This is a genomic window from Leptospira ainlahdjerensis (genome assembly GCF_016919175.1).
Lineage (GTDB): Bacteria > Spirochaetota > Leptospiria > Leptospirales > Leptospiraceae > Leptospira > Leptospira ainlahdjerensis.
This window is the reverse complement of sequence record NZ_JAFFPU010000058.1, coordinates 15,001-22,500: the sequence shown is the minus strand read 5'-3', so window position 1 is coordinate 22,500 and position 7,500 is coordinate 15,001. Positions and strand designations below refer to the sequence as shown.

Below are 7,500 nucleotides of genomic sequence, written 5' to 3'. Positions count from 1 at the left end.
GGTGACGGCTTTTTGAAAATTTTACCGAACGAAATTTATATTTTATAAAGTTCAATATTTTGAATGTTCCTTTGTTATTTTCTTCGAACTTCTTACGAAACCTCGAAATTCACCACAAAGCCTGCAAAAAATGACGGAGTCCAACGGAGTAAATCTCTGAAACGTTGTATTGACTTTCAAAAGGATCGATTGTTGAAATGTCCTTATTGAAGTTCCAACATTCTGAGAAACTCAATGTTCCGCTTCTTGGCGCTCTCCGGTTTTGTGAGAAGTTCTAAAATCACCACATTCTTATCGGAATCGGAGTGTAAATTTTTTTTTAAGAATGCTCGTCTTTCCTTCCATCAATGTCGTCGGCTTCAAATTTAAGAATCGTACTTAAATCAAAAGTCTATTTTTCCTTCCCCGGAGAATTTAATCTTTCAAAGTCGGGTTTTGTGGCGACATGAATCCAATCTCCTACACGAACCTTTCTGTAAGCCTTTTTAAATTCGTTTTCGAATTTAAAAATCACATCGTCGCTGCTATCGTGCCCTCCGACTCCGATCAAAGCAATATTCTTATTTTTTAATAATCTTATATCCTCTTCGACATCTTTTTCTTCGATCGTATGAAAAGGATCGCTCCCGGAAGCGAAAATTTTCTGCAGATTCAAACCCAAAAACTGAAGTCGTCCTTCTGGGACCGGATAGTGCAGATCTCCTACGATCCCGTAAATTTTTTCTTCAAAAACCGTCTCAAGTTCCTCGATCAGTTTTGGAAGAGTTTGATGTCCGCATCCCGAAATCAAAACGATTCCTTTCCCCTGAACGTGAATCGCCAAAGCCTGTTCGTCGATTCTTCCCATAAAAAGCTGTCTCGGAATCGGACCGAGGCTCGCAATTCCCGGAAACAAGACCGTGGTTTCCGAAATCGTTCTCGGTTTTATCTTCGGATATCGGATTTCAACCGGCGCAAAAACTTCCTTTCCGGAAAGATCGATCTGTTCTTTGTCAAGGGAGAAGGTTTTATTCTTTTCCCATTTTTTGCCTCCGACGTGATCGAAATGAAGATGGGAAAGAAAAATTGTATCGATCTCTTTGATGGAGATTCCCAATTCTTTCATATTGTGAATTAATGGAGAAGGTGATTCCCCTTTCGCGTTATGTGCAACGTCGAAAAGAATTTTTTTGCCGTCGGTAACGATCAGATAAGAAACTCCCATCTCGGTGCGAAACCCGTCTTTGTTTTTGTGCCAGTTTACAAGGGGAAGAATCGAAAGCGTTTTTACACTCCCAAAATCGCGAATTTTGGAGGCGCGCCTTTCTTTCCAAAACGCCTCAATCTCTTTTCTTTTCCGATCGTGGTTCCAAAGATACATTCCAAAAATGGAAAGGATCGAAATGAGGAGGATGATAAAAACGTTTCGAAAGATCTTTAAGCCCATTCTCATACGAAGTCCTTTTTAAAAATCGAAGAGCGGGGATTGTCTTGAGGTTCCGGAACGCAAAAGTAAAAATACGAGGAAGGGGCGTAGAAAAAAGAAGAATCATAGAACATGATTCTAAGATACGCGATAAAAATGGAACCGTCTTGAACGAAGGGGTCACGTAGGAAAAATTCGAAATGTCTGCAAAGCTTTTCCTTTTACGAATTCCGAAGGACTCATTCCGAACGATCTTCGAAAGATTCTGCTAAAATGAGCCTGATCCGCGAAACCTCCTTGATACGCCGCGTGAATCAACTCCGGATGATTTCCTAGAGAAAGAATCGCTCTTCTCGTTTTGATCCAAAGTCGATAACCTGAAAACGTGATCCCCGTTTCCTTTCTAAAAAGATGACGAAAGCGACTCGGAGAAAGTCCGGCTTCCTTCGCCACTTCCTGAAGCGTCAGCGTGTCCTCGGAATCGGAGAGGCTCTTCATGCTTCGAATGATTCTTATATCTTTGGGCGTTATCGATTTACCGGTTCCATTTTCAAAAATCCTTTTTGCGATTTCGGCCTTTAGATTTTCGGGAGGAACGTCCGAGGCTTCAAAGAAGAATCGGATTTTTTCCCAATCAAAGACGTCTCCGACTTCGATCGCAGGTTTTCCGGGAGTCAGATTTCGATCCGCAAAAAGACCGGTTCCCATCGTGATTGGATCCAGAAGAATCAAAACAAAATCACGATCATTCATTTCGGTTTCGTGACTTACTCCGGAAGGAATCAGCGCGGCCTTGTAGGAATACCAATTTCCATCGCTTCCCTTTAAACGAAATTCCTCTTTGTTTCCTAAACAGAGTTGGATAAAAAAATGACTGTGACGTTTTGTCGAAAAAGAAGGTCCGATATAAATCGCCATCTCTTTCCAAATCCATAATTTTTGCATTCGATTGGCCGATAACTTTCTTTTCTTTCGGTTTTAGGTACGATCGATTTTTTGAAATTCTTCGCAATCGGTTTCTTGGTTGAGAAGAATTTTTACATCTTCGTAAGATATTGTCTTTTGCTTTCGACTTCCAAAAATCGACGATCGATAATCCGTTTTGAATTTGTTTTTCGGATTCTAAAAAAGAATCGATCCTCCAAGACATTCTTAATTTTGTAAGTTCTGAGAAAAGGCATAAGGTCGAAACAATGAAAATCTTAAACGTAGGAATCTTTGCCCATATCGACGCCGGAAAAACCACTCTTCTCGAAAGGATTCTTTTTGAAACTGGAAAGATCCGAAGGCCGGGAACGATTGAAGAAGGAACCACCGAATCGGACTATCTCGCGGAAGAAATCGCTCGCGGGATTTCCATTCAATCCACGCTCGCAAGGGTCTTCTGGCCGAACGAAAAAGAGCAAAAAGTACTATTCCAATTTTTAGATAATCCGGGACACTTGGACTTCCAGAGTCAGACGAGCGCTTCTCTTGTGGTCGCGGATCTCGGCGTTGTTCTCATCGACGCGTTCGAAGGACTCAAATCGCAGACGCTTCAAAACGTAGAATGGCTCCGCAAAAGAAAAATCCCGATTCTATTCTTTCTCAATAAATTGGATCGAAAGGGAATCGATATCACGGATTCTCTCGTGGATCTCGAGGCCGTCCTGGAAAAAGAACCGATTCTTCTTTGGAAAGAAGATTCAGAGTTCTCCCTTTTTCAAGAGGGGAGTTCCGACCAGAGCCTCCTTCCGCTTTTGGAATGGGATTCCGAACTTTCGGAAAAGTATCTTAAGAATCCGGATTCTCTTTCCGTCCTCGCCCGCGAGGGTTTTTCCAGAGGTTTTTGGAAAGGGGAGTTTGTCCCGGTCCTCGGCGGCTCTGCGCTTCAGGGAGAAGGTGTAAAGGACCTTCTACTTTCTTTAGAACTTCTCTCGCAAACGTTTTCTGTTTCTCCGCGGCCCGCTGAAGAATTGGGAATCGCATTCAAGAGGGAACTCCACCCGGACTTAGGGAAGATCGTCTACATTCTTCCTTCGCAGGAGTTCCCGCAAAATCAGAAGTTCTGGTCGATTTCCGGAAATGGCCAAATGGATTCCATTCATCTTATCTCCACGCGAGACTTTGAAGAAATCGGAAAAACTCGGATCCGAGAGATTGTCGTAGTTCCGGGGCTTGATTCTCTCAAACCGGGAGACGTTCTGTATTCTTCTCCGCAAAAAGAGTACAAGTCGGAACTCGCTCCCGTTCGAAAACAGTTCCAGATTCTTCTGGAACCCGAGACTTCCGAAGAAAGAGAAGGGCTTTGGATCGCACTCAATCAGCTTACGTGGCTGGACGAAGGCTTGGAGACAAAAGTCCTCTCCGATACGGGGCAGATTCAACTTTCCGGACTCGGAGAATTGCACTTGGAAGTTTCTCTTTCTCGATTGAAAGAATTCTTCCCTCATAAAGTGAACGTCAGCGGGATAAAAGTTGCAAGGTTTGAGCTTTGGAAAAAAATGGTCCTACAGAGTGAATTTCAGCATACCGCGTTTGATCAAAAAATCTCAAGCGGACAGGTGCACGCCTCTCTGGCAAGCTCTAACAGCTTTTCCAGGGAAGTGCGGTTTGAAACTAAGATTACTGAAACACTAGAAGAAGCCATTACATCAGCTTTTTATGAAGTAGTGGCAAAGGGATCCAAGGGAGAAGAAGTTCTCGGCTTGGACTTGATTGTTCATCGATACGATCCTCCGGATTCTTCGATCGAAACTTCTTCACTTGTAAAAGTAGCCGTCATCAAAGGCTTAAAAGACATAATTCGCCGTTACACGGAACTCATTGGCCCATTGTCTCTATTAGAGATTTTGATACCAGATTCATCCTTGGGCGATGTCTTAGGAGTTCTCTCTAAGAGAGAAGCTAAGATTCAGAATGTTGTTTCGCTCGGAGATGGCAAGTCGCTTGTTCACGCAAATGCTTCTACGGAAAACTTGCTTGGCTTTGCAGGCGTGCTTAGAAATATGACACAGGGAAGGGGTGTTCTGTCTCTGGACTCCCTTTTTGACTCTGAACACTATTACGTAATTACATTAGTCGATTCCCGTTAGGGTTCGTTAAAAAGTAAGGAGATTAAACAGTCGCTATGGCTAAAGAAAAATTTGATAGGTCGAAACCTCACTTAAACGTTGGTACAATTGGTCACGTGGATCATGGTAAAACAACCCTGACGGCAGCTATTACTACTACACTTGCAAAAGCGATCGGTGGTAAGAACAAAGCTGTTGCTTATGACCAAATTGATAATGCTCCAGAAGAAAAAGCTCGTGGGATTACCATTGCTACTTCTCACCAGGAATATGAAACTGCTAACCGTCACTACGCTCACGTAGATTGTCCTGGTCACGCCGACTATGTTAAAAACATGATCACCGGCGCGGCTCAGATGGACGCTGCGATCCTCGTTGTATCTGCAACTGACGGACCAATGCCACAAACAAAAGAACACATTCTCCTCGCTCGTCAGGTTGGTGTTCCTTACGTGATCGTATTCATCAACAAAGCGGACATGCTTGCTCCTGATGAAAGAGCTGAAATGATCGAAATGGTTGAAATGGACGTTCGCGACCTTCTCAACAAATACAATTTCCCAGGCGATACAACTCCTATCGTTTACGGTTCTGCGGTAAAAGCTCTCGAAGGCGATGAGTCTGAAATCGGCGCTCCTGCAATTCTAAAACTGATGGAAGCTCTGGATACTTTCGTTCCAAATCCTGAAAGAATTACAGACAAACCTTTCCTTATGCCTGTGGAAGACGTTTTCTCGATCACTGGTCGTGGAACCGTTGCCACTGGAAGAGTAGAACAAGGTATTCTGAAAGTGAACGATGAAGTTGAAATCATCGGAATCCGTGCAACAACGAAAACCGTTGTTACAGGTATCGAAATGTTCAGAAAGCTTCTCGATCAAGCTCAAGCTGGTGACAACATCGGTGCACTTCTTCGTGGAACTAAAAAAGAAGACATCGAAAGAGGACAAGTTCTCGCAAAGCCGGGATCCATCACTCCTCACAAAAAGTTTTCCGCTGAGATTTACGTTTTAACAAAGGATGAAGGTGGACGTCACACTCCGTTCATCAATAACTATCGTCCTCAGTTCTACTTCAGAACTACTGACGTTACCGGAGTTTGTAACCTTCCGAACGGAATCGAAATGGTTATGCCTGGTGACAACGTATCTCTGACTGTTGAATTGATCAACCCGATCGCAATGGACAAAGGTCTCAAGTTCGCAATTCGCGAAGGTGGAAGAACCATTGGGTCCGGCGTTGTCGCGGACATCATTGAGTAAGAGCTCTTTAAAATGGCCGGACAAAAAATAAGAGTTAAACTAAAAGCGTTCGACCATAGGTTGATTGACCAATCGACCTATGAGATCGTAGCAACTGCGAAAAGGACCGGAGCGACTGTCTCCGGCCCGATTCCTCTTCCTACTAAGAAAGAGATCTATACAGTTCTTCGTTCTCCGCACGTGAATAAAAAATCCAGAGAGCAGTTTGAATTAAAAACACACAAACGGCTCATCGATATCCTGGATACCAATGAAGACACTGTAGAAGCGCTGATGAAACTTCAGCTTCCTGCAGGGGTATCTGTAGATATCAAATCCTGAAGGTAAGGAACGATGGCAAAGGGATTAATCGGCAAAAAAGTTGGAATGTCTCAGATCTTTGACGAGCAGGGGAATATGATTCCTGTAACTGTTTTGGAAGTCGGCCCTTGCGCCGTTTCTCAAGTCAAGTCTGTTGAAAATGACGGATACGAAGCGATCCAGTTGGCGTTTCAAGATACAAAAGAATTTCACCTCTCCAAAGCAGAGAAAAGTCACCTTGCAAAAGCGGGACTTGGACCAAAGAGAGTTTTGAGAGAATTTCGTAGTTTCGGAGATTCTCCTGCAGCAGGTTCTGTTCTGAAAATTCAGGATGTTTTTGCTGTTTCTGACGTGGTAAAAGTTACCGGGGTCAGCAAAGGAAGAGGATTTCAAGGGGTTGTAAAACGCCATGGACACGCCGGTGGACCGGGTGGACACGGATCTCGTTTTCACAGACATCCTGGATCTATGGGTGCGAACTCTACTCCTTCTCGGGTTTTCAAAGGCGTTAAGCTTCCCGGAAGAACTGGTTCCCTCCAAACTACAGTCCGGAATTTGAAAGTAGTCCGGATCAATGAAGAAAAGAATCTTGTGTTCGTGAGCGGGGCGGTACCCGGCACTGCAAACACAGTAATTACGATCGAGAAGATTTAAAATCCGGGTTAGATATGAAAGCACAGAAGTATTCTAAAGAAGGAAAGTTGATTTCAGAAATCGAACTTCCTTCCGCACTCTTTGAAAGCAAGCTTAGCGTCGCTTCGATCTACGAAGCGATTAAGGCTGAGAATGCAAATATGCGTTCTGGAAACCACGCAACAAAAACCAGATCGGAAGTCCGCGGTGGTGGAAAAAAGCCTTGGGCTCAAAAAGGAACAGGTCGTGCGAGACAAGGTTCGACTCGAGCTCCTCATTGGGTCGGCGGGGGAACGGTTCACGGTCCTCAAAAAAGAGACTATTCTTATAAAGTTTCTTCCAAACTCAAACACAGAGCTGTGCTTTCGATTCTGAATAAAAAAGCGCAAGCTTCCGCAGTGAAAGTGATCGAAGATCTCGATCCAAAAGAATACAGCACGAAGTCCTTTGATTCTTTATTCAAAAATATGAATCTCAGAAACACCGGTGTTGTTGGATTACTGGTTCAAGGTGAGAGCGATTTCGTTAAGAAGTCGGTTCGTAACATCCCAACCGTTAAATATATCAATTCAAAAAGAATCTCCTGCAGAGACATTCTGTATAATCGCAATTTGGTGATCACAGAAGCGGCTCTGAAAGAGATGCTGACTCAGTACGGAGCACAGAAATGAATCTCCAAGACGTAATTCTTACACCTGTAGTCACTGAAAAATCTCAAGATCTGGAAACGATCGGAGCCAATAGCAAAAAAGGAACGAGAATGGTGAAATACACCGTGAAAGTTCATATCGATGCTAACAAAACTCTGATCAAAGAAGCATTCAAAAAGATTTTTAAAGTAACTCCT

General features: G+C 43.5%; 8 protein-coding genes (1 of these 8 only partly in view). 6 read left to right on the top strand and 2 right to left on the bottom strand.

Features of this window, described 5'->3' with window-relative positions:
• Positions 1 to 391 precede the first annotated feature (391 nt).
• Complete coding sequence (locus JWG45_RS15220) at positions 392 to 1,426, bottom strand: MBL fold metallo-hydrolase (RefSeq protein WP_205280509.1); 1,035 nt, start codon at positions 1,424 to 1,426, stop codon at positions 392 to 394.
• A gap of 159 nt (positions 1,427 to 1,585) precedes the next feature.
• Positions 1,586 to 2,350, bottom strand: coding sequence for a helix-turn-helix transcriptional regulator (locus JWG45_RS15215; RefSeq protein WP_205280508.1), 765 nt, complete (start codon positions 2,348 to 2,350; stop codon positions 1,586 to 1,588).
• Between the two features lie 248 nt (positions 2,351 to 2,598).
• Between JWG45_RS15215 and JWG45_RS15210 the strand changes: the two genes are divergently transcribed.
• The 6 genes in view from JWG45_RS15210 to JWG45_RS15185 are tightly spaced (at most 35 nt apart) and all read left to right on the top strand, a layout consistent with a single transcriptional unit that may run on beyond the window.
• The gene (locus tag JWG45_RS15210; RefSeq protein ID WP_205280507.1) at positions 2,599 to 4,479 is read left to right on the top strand and encodes an elongation factor G-like protein; all 1,881 of its coding nucleotides are present in this window, start codon (positions 2,599 to 2,601) and stop codon (positions 4,477 to 4,479) included.
• A gap of 35 nt (positions 4,480 to 4,514) precedes the next feature.
• Positions 4,515 to 5,720, top strand: coding sequence for an elongation factor Tu (gene tuf, locus JWG45_RS15205; protein WP_205280506.1), 1,206 nt, complete (start codon positions 4,515 to 4,517; stop codon positions 5,718 to 5,720).
• 12 nt (positions 5,721 to 5,732) lie between these two features.
• Positions 5,733 to 6,041, top strand: a complete 309-nt coding sequence (gene rpsJ / locus JWG45_RS15200) for a 30S ribosomal protein S10 (protein WP_000918607.1) — start codon at positions 5,733 to 5,735, stop codon at positions 6,039 to 6,041.
• A gap of 12 nt (positions 6,042 to 6,053) precedes the next feature.
• Positions 6,054 to 6,674 carry a 50S ribosomal protein L3 gene (gene rplC, locus JWG45_RS15195; protein ID WP_205280505.1) on the top strand — a complete coding sequence of 207 codons (621 nt, stop codon included), beginning with the start codon at positions 6,054 to 6,056 and terminating at the stop codon, positions 6,672 to 6,674.
• Between the two features lie 14 nt (positions 6,675 to 6,688).
• Positions 6,689 to 7,324: a 50S ribosomal protein L4 gene (gene rplD, locus JWG45_RS15190; protein WP_100784888.1), complete on the top strand. Its 636-nt coding sequence runs from the start codon at positions 6,689 to 6,691 to the stop codon at positions 7,322 to 7,324.
• A protein-coding gene (locus JWG45_RS15185) for a 50S ribosomal protein L23 (protein WP_069608383.1) crosses the window boundary here: on the top strand, positions 7,321 to 7,500 show its 5' portion. 135 nt of this gene lie beyond the right edge of the window; only the first 180 of its 315 coding nucleotides appear in the window; the start codon lies at positions 7,321 to 7,323; its stop codon lies off the right edge, out of view. The genes rplD and JWG45_RS15185 overlap by 4 nt, the downstream gene beginning before the upstream one ends.

What these genes read in the sequence shown, in the direction of transcription:
- rpsJ (WP_000918607.1), top strand. Translation starts at nt 5,733, where the DNA reads ATGGCCGGACAAAAAATAAGAGTTAAACTAAAAGCGTTCGACCATAGG.
- tuf (WP_205280506.1), top strand. Translation starts at nt 4,515, where the DNA reads ATGGCTAAAGAAAAATTTGATAGGTCGAAACCTCACTTAAACGTTGGT.
- JWG45_RS15210 (WP_205280507.1), top strand. Translation starts at nt 2,599, where the DNA reads ATGAAAATCTTAAACGTAGGAATCTTTGCCCATATCGACGCCGGAAAA.
- rplC (WP_205280505.1), top strand. Translation starts at nt 6,054, where the DNA reads ATGGCAAAGGGATTAATCGGCAAAAAAGTTGGAATGTCTCAGATCTTT.
- JWG45_RS15220 (WP_205280509.1), bottom strand. Translation starts at nt 1,426, where the DNA reads ATGGGCTTAAAGATCTTTCGAAACGTTTTTATCATCCTCCTCATTTCG.
- rplD (WP_100784888.1), top strand. Translation starts at nt 6,689, where the DNA reads ATGAAAGCACAGAAGTATTCTAAAGAAGGAAAGTTGATTTCAGAAATC.
- JWG45_RS15215 (WP_205280508.1), bottom strand. Translation starts at nt 2,350, where the DNA reads ATGCAAAAATTATGGATTTGGAAAGAGATGGCGATTTATATCGGACCT.